We start from the raw sequence: 20,325 nt of genomic DNA on the forward strand, positions 1-20,325 counted from the left end.
ACCCGGGAAGCCGACGAGGTGGAGCGCCTCTACGCCGCGGCCCGGCGGGACGCCTCCGCGCTGCACGCCGCCCAGGAGCAACTGCGCCACGCCGAGCAGGAACGCGAGCGCCGGAGCGCCGACCGGCAGCAGGCGGCCGTGCGTGCCGCAGCCCGCGTCGGCACCGCGAGCGGCTGGAGCGCGAACGGGCCCTGCTGGAGGAGGAGCTGGCGCAGGCCCGAGCCACCGCCGACAGCGTCGCCGCGCGCGCCGCGCAGCTGGAGCGCCGGACCGCCCTGCTCACCGACGCCGCCGAGGCCGTACGCGCCGCCGAGGACGCCGCCCAGCGGCTCAAGGACGCCGACGCCCGGCTCGCCGACGCCGCGTTCCGCGCCGGGTTCGACACCCCGCGGGACGCCGCCGAGGCGCTGCTCACCGACGCCGAACACCGCGAGCTGCAACGGCGGCTGGACGCCTGGCAGTCCGAGGAGGCCGCCGTGCGCGCGGTGCTCGCGGAGGCCGACACCGCGGCGGCCGGGCAGCGGCCGCCCGCCGACCTCGCCGCCGCCGAGCGGGCCGCCACCGCCGCCGCGGACCGGCTGCGCGCCGCGGCCTCCGCGCGCGACGCCGCCGCCCGCCGCTGCACGGAGCTCGACCGCCTGTCCGCACGCGCCGCCGAGGGCGTGCGCCGGCTCGCCCCGCTGCGCGGGGAGTACGACCGGGTGGCCCGCCTGGCCGCCCTCACCGCCGGCACCGCCGCCGACAACGAGCGGCGGATGCGCCTGGAGTCCTACGTCCTGGCGGCCCGCCTGGAGCAGGTCGCCGCCGCCGCTACGGCCCGGCTGCGGCGCATGTCGTCCGGCCGGTACACCCTCGTCCACTCCGACGACCGCACCGGGCGCGGCCGCAGCGGCCTCGGCCTGCACGTCGTCGACGCCTGGACCGGCCGGGAACGGGACACCGCGACCCTGTCCGGCGGCGAGACCTTCTTCGCCTCCCTCGCGCTCGCCCTCGGCCTCGCCGACGTCGTCACCGACGAGGCCGGCGGGGTGCGTCTGGACACCCTCTTCATCGACGAGGGCTTCGGCAGCCTCGACGACCAGACGCTCGACGAGGTGCTGGACGTGCTCGACTCACTGCGCGAACGGGACCGCAGCGTCGGCATCGTCAGCCACGTCCCCGACCTGCGGCGCCGGGTCCACGCCCAGCTGGAGGTCGTCAAGGACAGATCGGGCTCGGTGCTGCGGCGGCGCGGTCACTGACCGAGCGGGCGACGGGGCAGGGGCGAGGAGTAGACCACGCTCGTCGTCACCGATCCGAGCGCGCCGATCCTGCCCGACACCTCCTCCAGGTGGCGCATGGAACGGGCGGTGACCTTGATGACGAAGCAGTCGTCGCCGGTGACGTGGTGCGCCTCCAGGATCTCCGGCGTCGCGGCGACCAGGTCGTGGAACGGCTTGTAGTTGCCGTTGGGGTAGCGCAGCCGGACGAACGCCAGGATCGGCAGCCCCAGCCGCTCCGGGTCCACGACCGCCGCGTACCCCTTGATCACCCCGGCCTCCTCCAGCCGGCGCACCCGCTCGGTGACCGCGCTCGGGGACATGGACACGGCGCGCGCCAGCTCGGCGAAGCTGGCCCGTCCGTCGCGCTGCAGGACGTCGAGGATGCGCCAGTCGGTGGCGTCCGGGGAAAACGGGGTCATCCCGGAGGGATAGCAGGGGATTCCACGGTCGCACAAGGTCCACACCGTGGAACGCCCCTTCAGGAAGATGATCAAGCAGCCGTAGATTTCCGGTCAGAGACGATCGCCGCCGCTGAAAGGGCCGCCCATGACCGCCACGACCGCCGCCAACCCCGTCCTGCGCGTCGCGCCCGCCGCCCCCGCCGAGGCGGCCGCCTACTTCCGCGCCTCGCTCGCCTTCCACGCGGACGTCTCCGACGTCGCCGCCGCGCTGGAGGCGGGCGGCGACCCCGGATTCGTCGTCGTGGACTCCCGCTCCACCGCCTCCTGGGACCAGGGCCATATCCCCGGCGCCGTCCACCTGCCCACGGCGCTCATCCCCGAGCAGGCCGAGCAGCTGCTCGACAAGAGCGTGCCCGTGGTGACGTACTGCTGGGGGCCCGGCTGCAACGGCGCGACCCGCGCCGCGCTGGCCCTCGCCGAACTCGGCTACCAGGTCAAGGAGATGCTCGGCGGCTTCGAGTACTGGGCGCGTGAGGGCTTCGCCTACGAGACCTGGGAGGGCCGCGACCAGCGCGCCGCCGACCCGCTCACGGCGCCGGTCGACGCGGAGGACTGCGGCTGCTGACGCGCCGGGCCTCGGTCGTCCGTGACCCCGTCGTCCGCGACGCGCGTCGCCCATGACCCGCGTCGTCCGCGACCCGCCTCGTCCGTGGCTTTCCACGGACGAGGCGGAACGGGTCACCGGGGAGGCCGGAACCGCCGCGTCACAGCCGCGACAGCTCCTCCACCAGGTCGTCCAGACCCAGCGAGCCCTGGGAGAGGGCGGCCATGTGCCAGGCCTTCGGGTCGAAGGCGTCGCCGTGGCGCTTGCGGGCGTTCTCCCGGCCGGTCAGCCAGGCCCGTTCGCCCAGCTTGTAGCCGATGGCCTGCCCCGGCATCGTCAGATAGCGGGTCAGCTCGCTCTCCACGAAGTCCGCCGGCCGGCTGCTGTGCGTCCCGAAGAACTCCTGCGCCAGTTCCGGCGTCCACCGCTCACCCGGGTGGAACGGCGAGTCGGCCGGGATGTCCAGCTCCAGGTGCATGCCGATGTCCACGATGACCCGCAGCGCCCGCATCATCTGGGCGTCGAGGTAGCCGATCCGCTCCTCGGCGTCCTTGAGGAAGCCCAGCTCGTCCATCAGCCGCTCCGCGTACAGCGCCCAGCCCTCGGCGTTGGCGCTGACCATGCCCACCGAGGACTGGTAGCGGGACAGGTCACCGGCGACGTGCGCCCACTGGGCGAGCTGCAGGTGATGGCCGGGGACGCCCTCGTGGTACCAGGTCGAGACCAGGTCGTACACCGGGAAGCGGGTCTGGCCCATCGTCGGCAGCCAGGTGCGGCCCGGCCGGGAGAAGTCCTCCGACGGCGGCGTGTAGTACGGGGCCGCGGCCCCGCCGGGCGGCGCGATCCGGGACTCCACCCGCCTTACCCGCTCGGCGAGTTCGAAGTGGGTGCCGTCCAGGGCGTCGATCGCCTCGTCCATCAGGCCCTGCAGCCACGCGCGGACCTCGTCGACGCCCTCGATGTGCCGGCCGTGCTCGTCGAGGTGCGCCAGCGCCACCCACGGGGTCGCCGCGCCGGGCAGGATCTTCTCCGCCTCCTGCCTCATCTCGCCCAGCAGCCGGTGGTACTCGGCCCAGCCGTACGCGTACGCCTCGTCCAGGTCGAGGTCGGTGCCGTTGAAGTAGCGCGCCCAGCGGGCGTAGCGCTCGCGGCCCACCGTGTTCGGGGCGCCCTCGATCGCCGGGGCGTACACCTCGCGCATCCAGTCGCGCAGTTCGACGACGGCCGCGGTGGCGCCGCGCGCCGCCTCGTCCAGCTCCGCGCGCAGCGCGCCGGGCCCGGCCGCGGCGAAGTCCTCGAACCAGCCGCGGCCCTCACCGGTGTCCGCCCACTCGGTGAGCTGCTCGACGAAGGTGGCGGTCGGCCGGGGCGCCGCGTACAGCTTGCGTTCCAGGCCGAGGGCGAGGGACTCCCGGTATCCGGCCAGCGCCCGCGGCACCGCGCGCAGCCGCTCGGCGATGGCCGCCCAGTCCTCCTCGGTCTGCTGCGGCGTCACCGTGAACACGTCGCGGACCTGGTGCGGGGCGGTGTGCAGATTGCCGACGGCGCGCAGGTGCTCGTCGGCCTCGTGCACGGCGAGTTCGGCGGTGAGCCGCTCGCGCAGCAGCCGCGCGCACCGGCGCTCGATGTCGCTGTCGGCGCCGGGCCGGCGCTCGGCCTCGGCCAGCTTCGCCAGGGTGGCCCGCGCCAGGTCGGCCAGCGCGTCCGCGCCCGCCGGCGAGGTGTCGGGCATCCGGCTCGAACTCTCCGGTACGCCGAGGTAGGTGCCGGTGATCGGGTCGAGGGCGATGAGCTCGTCGACGTAGGCGTCGGCGACCTCGCGGGGCAGCGGGCTCTTGGTCTCTGACATGCGGACATCCTCGTACGGATAGCGGTGCCGCGTCAGCCGGGTTTGCTCCGCAGGGCACTGGGAACGGCCGGTTTTCGTTCACGCCGGGTACGGGTGGGGGGTTCTGTGTTGTGCGGTCTGCCGGTTCGTCGTGGCTGGTCGCGCCCACGCGGCGGAGCCGCATATCGAGCACGGCCCCGCGCCCCTTTGGGGCGCCTTGCGCCCCCGGCGTTCAGGCTTCCGGGGGCATGAGGGGGCCGCAGTCCCACTGTTGGAAGATCAGGCGGGTCTCCACCCGGGCGACCTCACGGCGGGACGTGAACTCGTCGAGCACCAGACGTTGCAGGTCCGTCATGTCCGCGACGGCGACGTGGACGAGGTAGTCGTCCGGGCCGGTGAGGTGGAAGACGGTCAGTGACTCCGGCAGTGCCCGGATCCGGTCCACGAACGGCCCCACCAGTTCCCGCCGGTGCGGCCGGACCTGTACCGACAGCAGGGCCTGAAGGCCACGGCCCAGCTTGGCCGGGTTCAGTCGCAGCTGATGGCCGAGGATCACCCCTGAGCGGCGCAGCCGCGTCACGCGGTCGAGACACGTCGACGGCGCCACGCCGACCTGCGCGGCGAGGTCGCGATACGTGGTCCGGGCGTCGTTCTGCAACAGCCGCAGCAGATGCAGATCGACCGGATCCAGTACGACGGATTCGGCCATGCGCCGAACGTAACACGGGATTCGTCCACCGAACCCCGGCTTGTGTTCACCCTTTCCCGCCAGGGCCGGACCGATCCGGGCTTCCGGCCCCGGGGGACCCCTGGAACCGCCAGGGGTGCCCGCGTGGACCCGCCCGAGGAGATCCCTGTGGAGGCGCCCGTGGACACCGCCCGTACCGCCCGCAGAGCACTGGCCACCGAGGCCGTGCACGCCGGCCGCGACGACCTCGCCCGCCAGGGCCTGCACGCCCCGCCGATCGACCTGTCGACCACCTACCCGTCGTACGACAGCCGTGGCGAGGCCGCCCGCATCGACGCCTTCGCCGCCACCGGTGCCGATCCGGACGGCCCGCCCGTCTACGCCCGGCTCGGCAACCCGACGGTGGCCCGCTTCGAGACCGCGCTGGCCCGTCTGGAGGGCACCGAGGCGGCGGTCGCGTTCGCCAGCGGCATGGCCGCGCTGAGCGCCGTCCTGCTGGTGCGCGCCTCGATGGGTCTGCGGCACGTGGTGGCCGTACGGCCCCTGTACGGCTGCAGCGACCACCTGCTGACCGCCGGCCTGCTGGGCACCGAGGTGACCTGGACCGACCCGGCCGGCATAGCGGACGCGCTGCGCCCGGACACCGGTCTGGTCATGGTGGAGACGCCGGCGAACCCGACGCTCGCCGAGATCGACCTGCGTGCCGTCGCCCACGCCTGCGGCTCGGTCCCGCTGCTCGCCGACAACACCTTCGCCACCCCGGTGCTGCAGCGGCCGGCCGAGCAGGGCGCGCGGCTGGTGCTGCACAGCGCCACCAAGTGCCTCGGCGGCCACGGCGACGTGATGGCCGGCGTGGTGGCCTGCGACGAGGAGTTCGCCGGGCGGCTGCGCCAGGTGCGGTTCGCCACCGGCGGCGTACTGCACCCGCTGGCCGGTTATCTGCTGCTGCGCGGGCTGTCCACGCTGCCGGTGCGGGTGCGGGCCGCCTCCGCGAACGCCGCCGAACTCGCCCGCCGGCTCGCCGCCGACCCGCGCGTGGCCCGCGTCCACTACCCGCGCATCGGCGGGGCGATGGTCGCCTTCGAGGTGGAGGGCGATCCGCACGAGGTGATCGCGGGCGTCCGCCTGATCACCCCGGCGGTCAGCCTCGGCAGCGTCGACACGCTCATCCAGCACCCGGCGTCCATCAGCCACCGCATCGTGGACGCCGACGACCGCCGGGGCGCCGGGGTGAGCGACCGGCTGCTGCGCATGTCGGTCGGCCTGGAGGACGTGGACGACCTGTGGGCCGACCTGGACGGGGCGCTCGCGGGCGCGGCACAGCGGGCGGGCGTGCACGCGAGCGGGGTCGCGCACTGACGCCGGGCCGCCCTCCCGGAGACACGGAACGGCCCGGCGGTGCTCCGCCGGACCGTCCGGTCGTCGGGTATCAGTCCCGCACCGCGCTCTCGTCGTACTGCTCGACGCTCCGCCGCTGCCCGTCGTACGGCAGCCGGGAGCCGACCCGGGCCGCGTCCAGGCGGGCCGTGATGACCAGCGTGCCCTCCTCGATCTGGTAGTCGAGGGGGAGCCCGAGACCGCGCATCGCGGCCACCATGCCCGTGTTGGAGGCCTGCGTGACGGCGTACACGCTCTCGCAGCCCGCCTCCACCGCCATGCCCACCAGCCGGCCGAGCAGTTCGGCGCCGACGCCGCGCCGCTGCCACTCGTCCTCGACGAGCAGCGCCACCTCGGTCTCGTCGCCGTCCCACAGCAGATGACCGAGGGCGACCATGCGGCCGGAGGCGGTCTGTGCGGCGAGCGTCCGCCCGAAGCGCGGGCTGAGCAGGTGGTTCAGATAGCGGTCGGCGTCCCCGACCGGCCCGTGGTACCGCAGCGACAGCGTCCGCGCCGAGCACCGCTCGTGCATCGCCTTCGCGGCACGCAGATCCCCGGTCCCGGCCCGCCGTACGGTGATGGGGTTGCCCTCCGGCAGCGTCAGGACGTCCTCGCCCTTCGGGACCCGGGGGCCGAGCCGCGCGTCCAGCTCCACCAGGGCGCGGGCCCGGGCGAACTCGGTGGGCGTGAACGGCAGATACGGCCGCTCGACGGTCAGGACGCCGCCCTCGGGTGCCCGCAGCCGCATCACCGTGTCCTCCAGCACCCCCTCGACCGGCACGCCGTCCGCGCCGCGTGCGCCGCCGGCCGGGGAGGCGGGCAGCGACCGGATCGTGCACCGGCCGAGCAGCTGGCGCAGCGCCAGCGGGAGCTCCGCCGTGTCGAGGGCGGTGCGGGTGGCCAGGCCCAGCACCCGGGTCGGCGCGTCCACCAGGTCATGGGCGTCCGCCCGCTCGATCCAGGTGCCGGTGCCGCCGGCCAGGGCGATCGCCCGGGTCAGCTCCGCCGCGGTCAGCGTGGAGGGGGCACGCAGCAGGAACTCGTCCACCGCCGTGTCGCCGAGCGGGTGCGCCTGCAGGCTCAGGATGTCCACCCGGTGCCCGGCGAGCGCCGTGCACAGCGCGGCCAGCGACCCCGGTGCGTCCCGTACGGTCGTGCGCATCCGCCACAGGGTGCTGTCGCCGATCACGGCGTCCGCGGAGCCTGGCACCCCGCGCCGGGGCCCGGCCTGGGGCTCGGTGAAGCCCGGCCGGGCGCCGGTATCACTCGTCGGCGGTGCGTGTCCGTGCCTGCGTGACCACCAGATGTGGAAGGCGGCCGTGGCCGCCAGGACCAGCGCCGAGACCACCAGCAGCACCGGCCCGTCCGGGCCGTGCCCGATCAGGTTGGCCACCGCGTCCGCCACCGCCACGGCCGTGAACATGGCGGCCAGCTCCACCGCGTCGCGTCGCCAGTGGTGCACGGGACGGCCGTGCCTCGTGCGTTTCACCATCTCTCTCGTCATACGGCAACTGTGGAGGAACGGTGTTGCGTGATCACGAACGTCCTGTGACCGATGGGTAAAGCTGGCATCTGGGGTTTTCGTCGGTTATGTCGCAATTGCGTTTCAGTGCCGCCGACGGCCGCCCCGCCGTGCGGAGTTGAGCCGCGCCGCGCTCCGGGGGATGACGCCGGGGCGCGGCGCGGACACCGAGGGTACGCGACCCCCCGGACGGCCGTTACTGTCCGACGCGGCCCGGCTGCAGCACCTGGGTGAACAGCACGGTGCCGTCCTGCTCCCGCAGCCGGACGGTCAGCTCGCCGCTGTCGCCGTCGATGTCGACCTCGCCGAAGAACTGGTAGCCCTCCGCCGGGGAGACGTTGCCCCTGGCCGGCGCCTTCACGAACACCCGGTCGGGGCCGAAGGTGGCGTCGAGCGCGCTGGCCGGGAAGGCGCCGGCGTTCAGCGGGCCGGAGACGAACTCCCAGAACGGCTCGAAGTCCTTGAACGCGGCCCTGGACGGGTCGTAGTGCTGCGCCGAGGTGTGGTGCACGTCCGCCGTCAGCCAGACCGTGCCCGTGATCCGCCGGTGCTTGACGAACCGCAGCAACTCGGCGATCTGCAGCTCGCGGCCGAGCGGGGCGCCCGGGTCGCCCTGCGCCACGGCCTCGAAGTTCGGCTTGCCCTCCCCCCCCGTCGGGCACGACCAGGCCGAGCGGCATGTCCGCGGCGATCACCTTCCACACCGCCCGGGACCGGGCCAGCTCCCGCTTGAGCCACTCCAGCTGCTCACGGCCGAGGATGCCCTGCGGGTCGGTGGTCTGGTCGTCGGGGGAGTTGGCGTTGCGGTAGGTCCGCATGTCCAGCACGAACACGTCGAGCAGCGGGCCGTGGTGGACGACCCGGTAGACGCGGCCGTCGCCACGGGCGCCGAGCGTGGAGACCGGGAAGTACTCGGCGAAGGCCCGCCGGGCGCGCGCCGCGAGGTCGTCCAGCCGGGTGCCGGCCGGGTAGGCGGTGCCGGAGGCGATGACCTCGCCCGGGTACCAGTTGTTGCGGACCTCGTGGTCGTCCCACTGGATGATGTTCGGCACCTGCGCGTTGAACCGGCGCAGTGCCTGGTCGAGCAGGTTGTAGCGGAAGTTGCCGCGGTAGTCGTCCAGCGTCACGGCGACATGGGACTTCTCCTGGGTCGTCACGTTCCGGTACGGCGTGCCGTCCGGGAGCGTGGCGGTGGCCGCGATGGGGCCGTCGGCGTAGATGTTGTCGCCACTGCACAGGAAGAAGTCGGGGTCCAGCTTCGCCATGGCGTCGAAGATGCGGTAACCGCCGATGGACTCGTTGATGCCCCAGCCCTGGCCGGCCAGGTCACCGGACCACACGAACCGCACACCCTGCCGTCGCCGCGCCGGCGCCGTGCGGAAGGTTCCGGTCACCGGCTCGCCCGTACGGCGCGGGTCGTCGGGGTCGGCGAGCCGCACCCGGTAGTGGATCTGCTCGCCGGGCGGCAGCCCGTGCAGCCGGGTGGTGCCGGTGAAGTCGGTGTCCGGGCCGAGCAGCGGGCCCTGCAGGCGGCGGGTGTCGCGGAACGACTCGGTCGCCGAGGTCTCGACGATCATCCGGGCCGGACGGTCCGAACGCACCCAGACCAGACCGGAGTCGGCGGTCACGTCCCCCGCCTGCACGCCCCAGGCCGCCTCGGGACGCCCGGACAGCGCGAACGCCGGCGCCGCGCCGAGGCCGGCGGGCAGGGACAGGGCCGCCGACGCGGCCAGCGAGCCGCGCAGCACACTGCGGCGGCCGGGATGCGGACGGTGCGACATGGAAGGGCCTCCAGGGGCGGTATTCAGCCGATGTGCACCACACACCTACTGGTGCGCGTCGGCGCACACGCAAACCGCAAGTGAACAACTGCCCCTGGAGGAGCGGGAACGGGCGGCACCGGCGTTCGGCCGATCGCCGTACCCCCTGCCGTGGTGGAAGGCTGACCGGGTGTCAGCCCTCGCGGGTGCGGCGGTGTGACGTCAGTCTCGGCTGCCGTCGAGGATGACCCGGGCGACGAGGGCCGGGTCGTCGTTCATCGGGCAGTGCCCGCAGCCCGGCAGCCGGACCAGCCGGGCCTTCGGCATGATCTGCTTGGCCCGCACGCCCTGACGGGGCACCAGCAGCCGGTCCCGGCTGCCCCAGGCCACGGTGACCGGGATGCCGGGAATGTCGTCGGTGAACCGTACGGTGGCGCCGGCCGCGAGGGTCGCGGCGAACCCCGTCGCCCCGGCCAGCGCGCGCGTCTCGGCGACCACGGCCTCGGGTGCGCGGCGGGCGGGCCGGGCGTAGATCGTGCTCGTCAGGGCCGTCCGGCCGGCCGCCGAGCGGGACAGCTGCTCGACGAGCGGCAGCGGCAGCCGGCGCGAGATCCCGCGCATGGCCAGCAGCACGCCGAAGGCGTAACGCCGCTCGGCCTCCGACCAGAACCCGGCCGGGGACAGCGCGGTGACCGACCGCACGAGCCGCTCACGGCCGAGCTCCAGGGCGATCAGCCCGCCCAGGGAGTTGCCGGCCACGTGCGGCCGCTCCAGCTCCAGCGCCTCGCACAGCGCGCCGAACACGGCCGTCGTCGTGGGCAGGTCGTAGGCCAGTGGCTGCGGCAGCGCCGGTGAGGCCCCGAAGCCGGGCAGGTCGACGGCGATCACGTCGCGGTCGGCGGCGAGGATGTCCACCACGGGGTCCCAGGCCTGCCGGTGATGGCCGATGCCGTGCAGCAGGAGCAGGGGTGCGCCGTGGCCCACGCGCGCGTAGGAGACGGTCACCGGCTGCGGGCCGTGTGCGGAGGGGACCTTGAAGGAGAGCGTGGCGGAGGACATGCGGGGCTCCTCGGGACTCGCTGACGAACGCCGGGTAGACAGCTTGTCAGTAATTGCTACCAGCGGGTAGCCCCCGGACGCGTCACCCGGGTGGCCGTGTGCGAACGCTGCGTGAACGTCGCACTGCAGCGGGCCTGTGGACCCGGCAGGAGATCGAGGATTGGTCTTGACCAAGGGTGAGGGTCGCCCTATGGTCGCAGACAAGTGCAACAACCTTTAATAAACAAGGGCGCTAAATCGCCGCCGGACCAGGCATTGCGGAGGACAGGGTGGGGACCACGCAGCTGGAGACGGTGCCGGAACCCAAGTACTGGCACCTCAAGACCGTGCTCACCGAGGCGCTGGACTCCGAGTTCGCGGTCGGTGAGATCCTGCCCAACGAGCGTGAGCTCGCCGCCCGCTTCGGCGTGGCCCGGGCCACCCTCCGCCAGGCCCTGGAGCAGCTGGAACTGGAAGGCCGCCTCCAGCGCCGCCGCGGCGTGGGCACCACCGTCGCGCCGCCCCGCGTGGGCGTGGCCGTCGGTACCGAGGAACACGCCTGGCCCAGCGTCGGCGGCGACGACTGGCAGCCCGGCGACTGCGACCTGGCGACGCCGCCCGCGGCGGTCGCCGACGCCCTGGAGAGCGGGCGCGACGAGGCCGTGCACATCGTGCGCCGGACCCGGGTGAACCACGGTCAGGCGGTCGCCGCCGAACTGCTCTACATCCCCCGGACGTCCGTGCCCGAGCTGACCGGCATCGACGCCCCGTCCGGACCGGCGCGGGCACGCGCGGTGCTGCGCGAGCTGCAGCGGCTGGCGCCGGCGGGCCAGGACCGCGCCGTCGAGCTGGGCTCGGCCAGCGCCGACGACTCCAAGGCGCTGGACCGGCTGCCCGGGGCACCCGTCCTCGTCGTCACCACCCGCTACTTCACCGAGGGCGGCCGCACCGCCGCGCTCTCCGTCGCCACCTACCGCGCCGACACCTGCCGGCTGACCTTCGGCGACACGGGCGGCGTGGAGATCCACCACGACCCGGAACGCCGGGCGTCCTGACCCACCGCCGCCTCCTGGCTGGCGGGGTGGTTCCGGGAGGTCGTCACCGTGCGGGCCTTGGGGCGCGGTTCAGTGTCAGGACGTCGGCCTGACGCGGGCTCAGCGCCGCGCCGTCACCGTGCCGTCCACGGCGAAGAGCTGTTCCTCCACGTGGTCCAGGGCCAGCCGCAGGGCGCCCGTCGCCACCGCCGCCTCGCCCAGCAGGGACAGCGTCACCTTCGGCGGCCGCAGGCAGTAGCGGGACAGTTCCCTGCTCAGCGGGGCGAGCACACCGTCCAGACCGGCCGCCCAGCCGCCGATCACGACCAGCTCCGGGTCGAGCGCCAGCACGAGCGCGGCCACGTCGTGCACCAGCCGCTGGATGAAGCGGTCCACGGCCGCCCGGGCCCGCTGGTCGCCCTCGCGGGCCTTGGCGAACACCTCCGCCACGGCCTGCTCGTCCAGCGGGTGCAGCGGCTCGTCGGTCGTCGACAGCAGCGTCTCCGGCGTCACTTCCCGCCCCAGCAGATGCAGCGCGCCGATCTCGCCGGCCGCGCCGCCGAAGCCGCGGTGCAGCCGCCCGCCGATCAGCGCACCGGCGCCCGGGCTCAGCCCCGCCAGCACGAACACGACGTCGTCGGACTCGGTGGCGGCACCCTTCCAGTGCTCGGCCACGGCCGCCGCGTTCGCGTCGTTCTCCACCAGCACCGGACACTTGAAGGAACGGCTCAGCCGCTCACCCAGCCGCAGTCCCGTCCACCCCGGCAGCGCGGTGCCCAGCCGTACCGTCCCGTCGGCCTCCACGATGCCCGGCGTGGCCACCCCGACCGCCCGCAGCGAGCTGCGCGGCACCCCGGCCCGGCGCAGCAGCTCCGCCACCGTCGTCCGCAGCCGCTCCAGCCGCTCGTCCGCCCCGGCCGTCTCCTCGATGTCCTTGGCCTGCGCGCCCAGCACCCGTCCATCGAGGTCCGCCAGCAGCGCGGCCACCCGGTGCGCGCCGATCTCCAGGCCGAGCAGATGCCCGGCCTCCGCGCGGAACCGGAACCGCCGCGCGGGGCGGCCCTGCCGCCGGGCCGTGCCCTCCTCGGCCGCCTGCTCGACGACCAGGCCGGCCTGGATGAGATCGTCCACGACGCCCTCGACGGTCGGCCGGGACAGCCCGGTCACCCGGGTGACCTCCGTCAGCGTCGCGCAGTCCGTGGCCCGCAGCGCGTGCAGCACCACCGCGGAATTGATCCTTCGCAGCAGCGAGGGATCCCCGCCGGTCAGCCGCCCCACCGTCCGTCCTCCCAGCTCGTGCGCGTGTTGGCCGGATCGTACTCGGCACGCCGCGCACCGGCGAGCCGCGGGATGCCCCACCTCGCCGTGACCCGGCCACGGTGCTCAGCCCGGCGTGACGAACCCCGACTCGTACGCCGTGATCACCGCCTGGGTGCGGTCCCGCGCCCCCAGCTTCGCCAGGACACCGCTCACATGCGACTTCACCGTCTCGGTGCCGACGACGAGCCGGGCGGCGATCTCCGCGTTCGACATCCCGCGGGCCATCAGCCGCAGCACCTCGCCCTCCCGCTCGGTCAGCCGCGCCCGCTCCAGCCGGTCCCGGGCGGCACGGTTGCCGCCGCTGTCCCCGTACTCGGCGGCCAGCCGCCGCACCGACGCCGGGAAGAGCAGCGACTCGCCCTCCGCCACCAGCCGCACGGCGTGCACGATCTCCGCCGGCCGGGCCCGCTTCAGCAGGAACCCGTCGGCGCCCGCGCGCAGCGCCCCGTACACGTACTCGTCGTTCTCGAAGGTCGTCACGACGAGGATCTTCGGCGGGTCGGCCACCGTGCGCAGCAGCGCGCGTGTGGCCTCGATGCCGTCCAGCAGCGGCATCCGCACATCCATGGCGACCACGTCCGGGCGCAGTTGCCGCACCAGCGGGATCACGGCGGCCCCGTCGGCCGCCTCGCCGACCACCTTGATGTCCGGCTGCGCCTGCAGCACCGCGCGCAGACCGGCGCGGACCAGGGGTTCGTCGTCGACGAGGAGCACGCTGACCGGCATCCGGCCAGCCTAGATCACTTCGCCGGGCGTGGATCACCTCGGCCGGCGTGCCTCACCGCACCGGCAGCTCGACACGCACCTGCCAGTCGCCCGCGTCGGGTCCCGTGCGGGCCCGGCCACCGAGCAGGGCCGCCCGTTCGCGGATGCCGCGCAGCCCACTGCCCCGGCCGGGCCCGGGTATCTCGCCGGGAAGAGGACTGCGCACCTCCAGCAGCAGCCGGGCGTCGTCCGCGTCGAGCCGCACCCGCACCGGCACCGCGCCCGCGTGGCGCAGGACGTTGGTCAGCGACTCCTGCAGGATGCGGTACCCCTCCCGGGAGACCGGCCCGGGCACGATCTCCAGGGGGCCGCTGAGCTCGGCGTCGACCTTGGCACCCGAGGCCCGCGCGGACTCCAGCAGCCGGCCGGCGTCGGCGAGCGTCGGCCTGCTGCTCACCGGCCGCTCGGCCTCCCGCAGCACGCCGAGCACGCGCTCCAGGTCCTCCAGCGCCGCCCGGCCGGTGTCCTCGATCGCGGCCAGCGCCCGGTCGGTGAACTCGGCGTCGCCCGCCGCGCGGGCCGCGCCCGCCTGGACGACCGCCACGGTCAGGGCGTGCCCGATGGAGTCGTGCAGCTCGCGGGCGATGCGGTTGCGCTCCAGCAACTGCTCGGTGCGTTCCTCCAGCGCGGCCAGCCGCTCCGCGGGCGAGGGACCGAGCAGACGCAGCGCGACCCGGGTGATCAGCTCACCGCCGGCCACGACGAGCGCGGGCAGCAGGAGCAGGGGCAGCGGCGCCAGGAGGGCGTACCACCAGTGGTGGCCGGGCACGGGCAGCCAGCCGGCCCCGTCCGACCCATGGCCGAGCGCGGCTTGCCCCAGATCCACGGCGATCAGCGGCAGTTGAAAGGTCAGACGCCCTGCCAGCCCGCCCAGCAGCAGCCGTATCTCCAGCCAGAGCACGACCCGCCCGCGGTCGGCCCAGGTCCTCGCAGGCTCGGTGACGATCAGCTGGGGCTCGCCTTCCTGGCGGCGGCCCAGCAGCAACAGCCTGGCCTGGAAGCCCTCCACGGTCCGCATGGCCGGGATCAGACCGGCCAGGCCGAGCACAACGGCCGCCGTGGCGGGCGTCCACCACGCCTCGTCGATGAACAGCCACATCGCCGGCCACACGACGGCCACGAAGAGATGCAGCCACCGTGTGTACGTGACCGCCCGGGTGAACGGGCGCAACCAGCGGATCATGGCGCCATCGTGCCAGCCGCCACTGACAACCCACCTCCCCCGCACGGGGGAGAGGCTCTCCACCGGCGGGGGAGGAGCCGAACCCGGCGGACCGGTCAGGGTGAGGGACATGACCCGCATCGACGTCCACGACCTCACCAAGGAGTACGGCTCCCGACGCGCCGTCGACCAGCTCACCTTCCGCGTCGAACCCGGCCGCGTGACCGGCTTCCTCGGCCCCAACGGAGCCGGGAAGTCCACCACCATGCGGCTCGTGCTCGGCCTCGACCGGCCCACCGCCGGCACCGCCACCGTCGGCGGCCGCCCCTACGCGGCGCTGGACGAACCGCTGCGCGAGGTCGGCGCCCTGCTCGACGCCCAGGCCGCGCACGGCTCCCGCACCGGCCGCGCCCACCTGCTCGCCCTCGCCGCCACCCATCGCATCGCGCCGCGCCGGGTCGACCGGGTGCTGGAGGAGACCGGGCTCGCCTCGGCCGCGCACCGCAGGGTGAAGACGTACTCCCTGGGCATGCGTCAGCGCCTGGGCATAGCGGCCGCGCTGCTCGGCGACCCGCGGGTGGTGATCCTCGACGAGCCCGCCAACGGCCTCGACCCCGAGGGGATCGTCTGGATCCGCAACCTGCTGCGCCGGCTCGCCGACGAGGGCCGCACCGTCCTGGTCTCCAGCCATCTGATGAACGAGACGGCCTCCTTCGCCGACCACCTGCTGGTCCTCGGCAGGGGACGGCTCCTCGCCGACATGCCGATGCGCGCCTTCATCGACGCGCGCGTGCAGCCCCGCGTGCGGGTGCGCACCCCCGACGGCGTCGCGTTGAAGGAGGCGCTCGCCCGGCACGGCCACCAGGCCGCCGAGACGCCGGACGGGGCCTGGAGCGTGACCGACGCGCGCGTGGAGGACATCGGCCGCATCGCGTCCGCGGCGGGCGTACCCCTGCTGGAACTGGCCGCCGAGGAGGGCACGCTGGAGCAGGCCTACCTCGATCTCACCGCGTCCGAAGCCGAGTTCACCGCACCCCGACAGGAGGCCTGACCATGGCGTTCACCCCCGCTCTGCACGCCGAGTGGATCAAGATCCGGACGCTGCGTTCGCAGCTCGCGAGCCTGGGCGCGGTGCTCGCCGCGACCGCGGCCTTCTCCGCGCTCGCCTCGCTGGACACCGGTGACGGCGCGGACTTCGACCCGCTCTTCTCGGCCTTCTTCGGCGTCAGCTTCGGCCAGATCGCGGCCATCGCCTTCGGTACGACGGCCGTGGCGGCGGAGTTCCACAGCGGCGCGCTGCGCGTCTCCCTGGCCGCCGTACCGCGACGGGGCCGCTGGTTCGCCGCGAAGGCGACGGCGGTGGCCGCGCCCGCGCTGGCCGTCGGCCTGGTCACCGGCCTCGTCACCCTGGCGGTGGGCCGGGCGGTCCTCGGCGACAAGGCGGCCGGCATGCCGCCGGGCGAGCAACTGCGTGCCGTCGTGGGCTGCGGGATCTATCTGATGCTCATGGCCCTGTTCGCGGCCGGGCTCACGGCGGTGCTGCGCAGCGGGGTCGCGACGCTGAGCATCCTCGTCCCGTTCCTCCTCATCGTCTCCTTCGTCATCGGCGACATGTCCGGCGGCGTCGCCGACTTCCTGCCCGACCGCGCAGGTCAGGCCGTCCTGCACGCGACTCCCGACGGCGTGCTCGGCCCGTGGGCCGGGCTCGCGGTGACCGCCGCGTGGGCGTCGGCCGCGCTGGGGGCGGGAGCCTGGAGCGTCGTGCGGCGGGACGCGTGAGTCCGGAGTGTGCCGCTCCGTGGCGCGTGAGTCCGGAGTTTGCTGCTCCGTGGCGCGTGAGTTCAGAGTGTGCCGCGCGGGGACGCCTGAGTCCGGAGTGTGCCGCGCCGGGACGCTGAGCTGGGCCGGCCCCTGACGCCCCGCCAATTGTCAGTGGGGGCCGCTTTACTGGATCACATGGACAGCGCGCAGCATCTCGCCGTGATCGACCAGCTGTGCTCCCGGGCGTTTCCCGGGCAGCGCGGCAGGACGGACGTGGGTACGGCCGGGCCGGGTTGGTTCATAGCGGAGTTGGCGACCAGCCACGGGCTGCGGGAGGGGGACCCGGGGGAGCGGGCGCCGACCGCGGCGGACTTCCACGCCCTGAAGGACTCCGTCGCCCGCGCACTGGACCGGCGCAGGGGAGTCCACCAGCAGCCCTGGGGCACGCAGGGCCTGCGCATGCGGGCCGGGCGGGGGGAGGAGATACCGGAGCCGTGGGGCACGGTCAGTGTCCGGGTGGACGAGCTGGACCTGTGGGATCCGGACGACACGGGCCGCTGGATCGCCCTCGGGGTGGCCGACCGGGACGCGCACGACGAGATCCAGCTGCTCGCCGTCGTCACCGACATCGACCCGCCCTGACCGGCTACTTCTCGGCGGCCCGGCGCAGCCGGGCGTACTCCTCGGCCATGGTCGCCAGGGTCCAGTGCGCGTTGAGGCCGCTCGGATTGGGCAGCACCCACACCCGGGTGTCCCCGATCGTGCGGGCCTGCGGTCCCACCCGCGCGGCGCGGTCGTCGAAGGCGGCCCGGTAGGCGGTGACGCCGACGACGGCCAGCCAGCGCGGCCGAAGCCGCTCGACCTTGGCGGTCAGCAGTCGGCCGCCCTCCCGGTACTCCTCGGCGCTCAGCTCGTCGGCGCGTGCCGTCGGCCGGGCGACCACGTTGGTGATGCCGAGCCCGTGGCGCGGGAGTTCCTGCTGCTCCGCGGGGGTGAGCAGCCGGGGCGTGAAGCCGGACAGATGCAGCACCGGCCAGAACCGGTTGCCGGGCCGGGCGAAGTGGTGGCCCGTCGCGGCGCTCATCAGCCCGGGGTTGATACCGCAGAACAGCACGCGCAGGCCGTCCGCGACCACGTCCGGTACCAGACGGTCGCGGGCGGCCTCCAGCTCCGCCTGCGTGAAACGGGGCATCGCGTGAAGCGGCGTCAGAGGATCGCGCCGGGCGTGTAGCCCGCGGCCTCGGGGTGCTGCTTGACGATCTCCTCGATCCGGGCGGCGACCGCGGCGACCTGGTCGGCGGCGGCGCCCGTGAAGGACAGCTTGTCGGCCATCAGGCCCGCCAGCTGCTCCCGGTCGAGCGGCAGGCGCTCGTCGGCGGCGAGCTTGTCCAGCAGGTCGTTGCGCTCGGCGCCCTGCTCGCGCATCGCCAGGGCGGTGGCGACGGCGTTCTCCTTGATCGCCTCGTGCGCGACCTCACGGCCGACGCCCGCGCGCACCGCGCCCATCAGCACCTTGGTGGTGGCGAGGAACGGCAGGTAGCGGTCCAGCTCGCGGGCCACGACCGCCGGGAAGGCGCCGAACTCGTCGAGGACGGTCAGGAAGGTCTCCAGCAGACCGTCCAACGCGAAGAACGCGTCCGGCAGCGCGACGCGGCGCACCACCGAGCAGGACACGTCGCCCTCGTTCCACTGGTCGCCGGCCAGCTCGCCGGTCATGGAGGCGTAGCCGCGCAGGATGACCATGAGGCCGTTGACGCGCTCGCAGGAGCGGGTGTTCATCTTGTGCGGCATCGCGGAGGAGCCGACCTGGCCCGGCTTGAAGCCCTCGGTGACCAGCTCGTGCCCGGCCATCAGCCGGATCGTCTTGGCCAGCGACGACGGAGCCGCGGCGAGCTGCACCAGGGCGGTGACGACCTCGTAGTCCAGCGAGCGCGGGTAGACCTGGCCGACGGAGGTGAACGCCTGCGCGAACCCGAGGTGCCCGGCGATCCGGTTCTCCAGCTCGGCCAGCTTCGCGGCGTCGCCGCCGAGCAGGTCCAGCATGTCCTGCGCGGTGCCCACCGGGCCCTTGATGCCGCGCAGCGGGTAGCGGCCGAGCAGCTCCTCCAGGCGGCCGTAGGCGACGAGCAGCTCGTCGGCGGCGGTCGCGAAGCGCTTGCCGAGGGTGGTGGCCTGGGCGGCGACGTTGTGCGAGCGGCCGGCCATGACCAGCTCGGCGTACTCGCCGGCCAGCTTGCCGAGCCGCGCCAGCACGGCCACCGTGCGGTCGCGCATCAGCTCCAGCGAGAGCCGGATCTGCAGCTGCTCGACGTTCTCGGTGAGGTCGCGGGAGGTCATGCCCTTGTGCACGTGCTCGTGCCCGGCGAGGTCGTTGAACTCCTCGATGCGGGCCTTCACGTCGTGCCGGGTGACCTTCTCGCGCTCGGCGATGGAGGCCAGGTCGACGGTGTCGAGGACGCGCTCGTAGTCGGCGAGCGCCTCGTCCGGTACCTCGATCCCGAGGTCCTTCTGGGCGCGCAGCACGGCGAGCCAGAGCTGACGCTCCAGCTTCACCTTCTGCTCGGGCGACCAGAGCGTGGCGAGCTCGGCGGAGGCGTACCGTCCGGCGAGGACGTTGGGGATGCGGGGCTTGGCGGGCGCAGAAGTCACGTGACCAGATTCTACTGGCGATTCGTGCAGGCCAGCGCCCAGGTGGCCTTCGGCGGAAGCTACGAGACGCCGGTCACGTGCCCGGGAGGTCGCGCGGCGAGCGGACCCCGCGGCCTTTCTCCCTACGCCCCCGGAGCCTCGTACGGCAGCAGTTCCGCGCGCTTGGGCGGGCGGCCGTCGCCCGAGGAGCGGCCGGTGAGGCGGCGGCCTATCCACGGCAGCAGGTGCTGCCGGGTGAAGCGGAGGTCGGCGATGCGGCGGGCGGTCCAGCTCGGCGGCACCGCCGTGGGCAGCGGTGCGTGCCACTCGGGGTCCTCGGCCTCGTGGCCCAGGGCCTGCCACACCGCCTCGGCGACCCGCCGGTGCCCCTCGGCGGTCAGATGGAGCCGGTCGACGTCCCACAGCCGGGGATCGCCGAGCGAGGGCGCCCCGTACAGGTCGACCACGAGCGCACCGTGCCGTTCGGCCAGCTCGTCGATGCAGGCGAACAGCTCCTCCATGCGCGGGCGGAACCGCTCCAGGACGGGACCCTGCCGGCCGGGGCTGCGCATCAGCACCAGCTGCTTGCACGACGGCGCGAGCCGTTCCACGGCCTCGGTCAGCAGCCCCTTGACCCGCCCCATGTCGCACTTGGGCCGCAGGGTGTCGTTCAGGCCGCCGACCAGGGTGATCACATCGGCGCCCATCGCTGCGGCCACGCCCACCTGCTCCTCGACGATCTGCCCGATGAGCTTGCCGCGCACGGCCAGGTTGGCGTACCGGAAACCGGGCGTGCGGGCGGCCATCCGCGCCGCGAGCAGATCGGCCCAGCCGCGGTAGGAGCCGTCGGGCAGCAGGTCCGACATGCCCTCGGTGAAGGAGTCGCCGACGGCGACCAGACTGGTGTAGGCGGGGTTCGTCTCCATGGCGTCAGCGATGGTAACCCGCCCACCATACCCAGCGGTCGGTAGGCCTCCCCAACGGCACGGAGCCCGCCCTCCACCAGCCCCGCTGTGCTGATGGCGGCCCGTCTGTGCTGATCCGGCCCACCGACGCGGCCCGCCAACGTGGCCCTCCTTGCGGCTGGGCCGTCACCTGGCCCGATCCGCACACGAACGCGGCCCGCCCGCCGACGCGGCCGTCCGCGCGGCCCCGCCGCAACCCCCGCCCGATCC

At 74.1% G+C, this 20,325-nt stretch carries 17 protein-coding genes and 2 pseudogenes; 7 read left to right on the top strand and 12 right to left on the bottom strand.

The genetic code is table 11. The features are described from left to right. Window positions 1–1,241 (top strand): annotated as a pseudogene (locus tag C3489_RS33150) (SbcC/MukB-like Walker B domain-containing protein); the annotation flags it as partial. Here the strand turns inward: C3489_RS33150 and C3489_RS33155 are convergent. Next, window positions 1,235–1,681, bottom strand: a complete 447-nt coding sequence (locus C3489_RS33155; RefSeq protein WP_103785826.1) for an Lrp/AsnC family transcriptional regulator — start codon at window positions 1,679–1,681, stop codon at window positions 1,235–1,237. The pseudogene C3489_RS33150 and the gene C3489_RS33155 overlap by 7 nt on opposite strands. Before the next feature lie 127 nt (window positions 1,682–1,808). Between C3489_RS33155 and C3489_RS33160 the strand changes: the two genes are divergently transcribed. Beyond that, a complete protein-coding gene (locus C3489_RS33160) occupies window positions 1,809–2,288 on the top strand; it encodes a rhodanese-like domain-containing protein (RefSeq protein WP_103785827.1) in 480 nt (159 codons plus the stop codon). 139 nt (window positions 2,289–2,427) lie between these two features. Here C3489_RS33160 and C3489_RS33165 read toward each other — a convergent pair whose 3' ends face one another. Together C3489_RS33165 and C3489_RS33170 are read right to left on the bottom strand one after the other, a co-directional pair. Then, window positions 2,428–4,116: a DUF885 domain-containing protein gene (locus C3489_RS33165; RefSeq protein WP_103785828.1), complete on the bottom strand. Its 1,689-nt coding sequence runs from the start codon at window positions 4,114–4,116 to the stop codon at window positions 2,428–2,430. 211 nt (window positions 4,117–4,327) lie between these two features. Further along, window positions 4,328–4,804 (bottom strand): Lrp/AsnC family transcriptional regulator, encoded by a 477-nt coding sequence (locus tag C3489_RS33170; RefSeq protein ID WP_103785829.1) that lies wholly within the window; start codon window positions 4,802–4,804, stop codon window positions 4,328–4,330. 123 nt (window positions 4,805–4,927) lie between these two features. Here C3489_RS33170 and C3489_RS33175 point away from each other — a divergent pair, with 123 nt between their 5' ends. Next, on the top strand, window positions 4,928–6,142 hold the full coding sequence (locus tag C3489_RS33175; protein ID WP_374936799.1) for a trans-sulfuration enzyme family protein: 1,215 nt from the start codon (window positions 4,928–4,930) through the stop codon (window positions 6,140–6,142). A 70-nt stretch (window positions 6,143–6,212) separates the two neighbouring features. Here C3489_RS33175 and C3489_RS33180 read toward each other — a convergent pair whose 3' ends face one another. The 3 genes and pseudogenes from C3489_RS33180 to C3489_RS33190 form a co-directional block, all read right to left on the bottom strand. Then, complete coding sequence (locus C3489_RS33180; RefSeq protein ID WP_181139940.1) at window positions 6,213–7,664, bottom strand: GNAT family N-acetyltransferase; 1,452 nt, start codon at window positions 7,662–7,664, stop codon at window positions 6,213–6,215. Window positions 7,665–7,878: 214 nt separating this feature from the next. Further along, a pseudogene (locus tag C3489_RS33185) lies at window positions 7,879–9,463 on the bottom strand (alkaline phosphatase D family protein). A 201-nt stretch (window positions 9,464–9,664) separates the two neighbouring features. Beyond that, window positions 9,665–10,501, bottom strand: coding sequence for an alpha/beta fold hydrolase (locus C3489_RS33190; RefSeq protein ID WP_103785830.1), 837 nt, complete (start codon window positions 10,499–10,501; stop codon window positions 9,665–9,667). Window positions 10,502–10,770: 269 nt separating this feature from the next. On the opposite strand from C3489_RS33190, the gene C3489_RS33195 reads away from it, so the two are divergent. Then, window positions 10,771–11,535 carry a GntR family transcriptional regulator gene (locus C3489_RS33195; protein WP_103785831.1) on the top strand — a complete coding sequence of 255 codons (765 nt, stop codon included), beginning with the start codon at window positions 10,771–10,773 and terminating at the stop codon, window positions 11,533–11,535. A gap of 99 nt (window positions 11,536–11,634) precedes the next feature. On the opposite strand, the gene C3489_RS33200 is transcribed toward C3489_RS33195, so the two are convergent. The 3 genes from C3489_RS33200 to C3489_RS33210 form a co-directional block, all read right to left on the bottom strand. After that, on the bottom strand, window positions 11,635–12,792 hold the full coding sequence (locus C3489_RS33200) for an ROK family transcriptional regulator (RefSeq protein WP_103785832.1): 1,158 nt from the start codon (window positions 12,790–12,792) through the stop codon (window positions 11,635–11,637). Between the two features lie 105 nt (window positions 12,793–12,897). Beyond that, window positions 12,898–13,560 (bottom strand): response regulator transcription factor, encoded by a 663-nt coding sequence (locus C3489_RS33205; protein WP_103785833.1) that lies wholly within the window; start codon window positions 13,558–13,560, stop codon window positions 12,898–12,900. Window positions 13,561–13,612: 52 nt separating this feature from the next. Further along, complete coding sequence (locus C3489_RS33210) at window positions 13,613–14,782, bottom strand: sensor histidine kinase (protein WP_103785834.1); 1,170 nt, start codon at window positions 14,780–14,782, stop codon at window positions 13,613–13,615. 109 nt (window positions 14,783–14,891) lie between these two features. On the opposite strand from C3489_RS33210, the gene C3489_RS33215 reads away from it, so the two are divergent. From C3489_RS33215 to C3489_RS33225, 3 genes are all read left to right on the top strand, one after another. Continuing rightward, window positions 14,892–15,812, top strand: a complete 921-nt coding sequence (locus tag C3489_RS33215; RefSeq protein ID WP_103785835.1) for an ATP-binding cassette domain-containing protein — start codon at window positions 14,892–14,894, stop codon at window positions 15,810–15,812. A gap of 2 nt (window positions 15,813–15,814) precedes the next feature. After that, on the top strand, window positions 15,815–16,540 hold the full coding sequence (locus C3489_RS33220; protein WP_103785836.1) for an ABC transporter permease subunit: 726 nt from the start codon (window positions 15,815–15,817) through the stop codon (window positions 16,538–16,540). A gap of 177 nt (window positions 16,541–16,717) precedes the next feature. Then, complete coding sequence (locus tag C3489_RS33225) at window positions 16,718–17,164, top strand: hypothetical protein (protein ID WP_103785837.1); 447 nt, start codon at window positions 16,718–16,720, stop codon at window positions 17,162–17,164. Window positions 17,165–17,168: 4 nt separating this feature from the next. On the opposite strand, the gene mug is transcribed toward C3489_RS33225, so the two are convergent. The 3 genes from mug to C3489_RS33240 all read right to left on the bottom strand — a co-directional run bounded on the left by mug (window position 17,169) and on the right by C3489_RS33240 (window position 20,076). Next, a complete protein-coding gene (gene mug / locus C3489_RS33230) occupies window positions 17,169–17,714 on the bottom strand; it encodes a G/U mismatch-specific DNA glycosylase (protein ID WP_103785838.1) in 546 nt (181 codons plus the stop codon). 14 nt (window positions 17,715–17,728) lie between these two features. Next, on the bottom strand, window positions 17,729–19,171 hold the full coding sequence (gene purB, locus C3489_RS33235) for an adenylosuccinate lyase (protein ID WP_103785839.1): 1,443 nt from the start codon (window positions 19,169–19,171) through the stop codon (window positions 17,729–17,731). A gap of 122 nt (window positions 19,172–19,293) precedes the next feature. Next, window positions 19,294–20,076, bottom strand: coding sequence for an SGNH/GDSL hydrolase family protein (locus C3489_RS33240; protein WP_103785840.1), 783 nt, complete (start codon window positions 20,074–20,076; stop codon window positions 19,294–19,296). Window positions 20,077–20,325 lie beyond the last annotated feature (249 nt).

This window comes from Streptomyces sp. Ru71, assembly GCF_002920535.1.
In the GTDB taxonomy this organism is placed as follows: Bacteria; Actinomycetota; Actinomycetes; order Streptomycetales; family Streptomycetaceae; genus Streptomyces.

What these genes read in the sequence shown, in the direction of transcription:
- C3489_RS33155 (WP_103785826.1), bottom strand. Translation starts at nt 1,681, where the DNA reads ATGACCCCGTTTTCCCCGGACGCCACCGACTGGCGCATCCTCGACGTC.
- C3489_RS33180 (WP_181139940.1), bottom strand. Translation starts at nt 7,664, where the DNA reads ATGACGAGAGAGATGGTGAAACGCACGAGGCACGGCCGTCCCGTGCAC.
- C3489_RS33210 (WP_103785834.1), bottom strand. Translation starts at nt 14,782, where the DNA reads ATGATCCGCTGGTTGCGCCCGTTCACCCGGGCGGTCACGTACACACGG.
- mug (WP_103785838.1), bottom strand. Translation starts at nt 17,714, where the DNA reads ATGCCCCGTTTCACGCAGGCGGAGCTGGAGGCCGCCCGCGACCGTCTG.
- C3489_RS33160 (WP_103785827.1), top strand. Translation starts at nt 1,809, where the DNA reads ATGACCGCCACGACCGCCGCCAACCCCGTCCTGCGCGTCGCGCCCGCC.
- C3489_RS33215 (WP_103785835.1), top strand. Translation starts at nt 14,892, where the DNA reads ATGACCCGCATCGACGTCCACGACCTCACCAAGGAGTACGGCTCCCGA.
- C3489_RS33165 (WP_103785828.1), bottom strand. Translation starts at nt 4,116, where the DNA reads ATGTCAGAGACCAAGAGCCCGCTGCCCCGCGAGGTCGCCGACGCCTAC.
- C3489_RS33220 (WP_103785836.1), top strand. Translation starts at nt 15,815, where the DNA reads ATGGCGTTCACCCCCGCTCTGCACGCCGAGTGGATCAAGATCCGGACG.
- C3489_RS33225 (WP_103785837.1), top strand. Translation starts at nt 16,718, where the DNA reads ATGGACAGCGCGCAGCATCTCGCCGTGATCGACCAGCTGTGCTCCCGG.
- C3489_RS33240 (WP_103785840.1), bottom strand. Translation starts at nt 20,076, where the DNA reads ATGGAGACGAACCCCGCCTACACCAGTCTGGTCGCCGTCGGCGACTCC.
- C3489_RS33170 (WP_103785829.1), bottom strand. Translation starts at nt 4,804, where the DNA reads ATGGCCGAATCCGTCGTACTGGATCCGGTCGATCTGCATCTGCTGCGG.
- C3489_RS33205 (WP_103785833.1), bottom strand. Translation starts at nt 13,560, where the DNA reads ATGCCGGTCAGCGTGCTCCTCGTCGACGACGAACCCCTGGTCCGCGCC.
- C3489_RS33190 (WP_103785830.1), bottom strand. Translation starts at nt 10,501, where the DNA reads ATGTCCTCCGCCACGCTCTCCTTCAAGGTCCCCTCCGCACACGGCCCG.